Source organism: Maribellus luteus (genome assembly GCF_003576475.1).
GTDB lineage: Bacteria > Bacteroidota > Bacteroidia > Bacteroidales > Prolixibacteraceae > Draconibacterium > Draconibacterium luteum.
Genome location: NZ_QWGR01000078.1, coordinates 1 through 737, shown reverse-complemented (window position 1 = coordinate 737; position 737 = coordinate 1). Strand labels below are relative to the sequence as shown.

At 65.0% G+C, this 737-nt stretch carries 1 protein-coding gene; it reads left to right on the top strand.

What is annotated here, in order from left to right; all coding sequences use genetic code 11:
• The coding region (locus tag D1614_RS28010) for a pyridoxal-phosphate dependent enzyme (RefSeq protein ID WP_119440480.1) at nucleotides 1-737 on the top strand (737 nt) is incomplete at both ends.

Sequence of the window (737 nt, the reverse complement as noted above, 5' to 3'; positions counted from 1 at the left end):
TGCGCTCGCGTGGCGGCGATTGGGTCGAGGTCGTGCTGCACGGTGAAAGCTATTCGGACGCGTACAACCACGCCGCCCAGCTGCAGGAAAAACACGGCTACACCTTCGTGCACCCGTTCGACGACCCGGAAGTGATTGCCGGCCAGGGCACGATCGCCATGGAAATCCTGCGCCAGCATCCGCAGCCGATCCATGCGATTTTCTGCTCGATCGGCGGCGGCGGGCTGATCTCGGGCATTGCGGCCTACGTGAAGGCCGTGCGGCCGGACGTCAAGGTCATCGGCGTGCAAAGCGTGGATTCCGACGCGATGGCGCGCTCGGTGGCCGCCGGCAAGCGCGTCGAACTGAAAGAGGTGGGCCTGTTTGCTGACGGCACGGCAGTCAAGCTGGTTGGCAAGGAAACCTTCCGCATCACGCGCGAACTCGTCGACGAGATCATCACCGTGGATACGGATGCCATCTGCGCGGCGCTCAAGGACGTGTTCCAGGACACGCGAAGCCTGCTGGAGCCGTCGGGCGCGCTGGCGCTGGCCGGGCTCAAGCAGTATGCGGAGACGCACAAGCTGAAGAACGAGTCGCTGGTGGCCGTGGCCAGTGGTGCGAACATGAACTTCGACCGCCTGCGCTTCGTGGCCGAGCGCGCTGAAGTGGGCGAGGCGCGCGAAGCCGTGTTTGCCGTGACGATTCCCGAAGAGCGCGGCAGCTTCAAGCGCTTCTGCGAACTGGTCGGCTGGTCG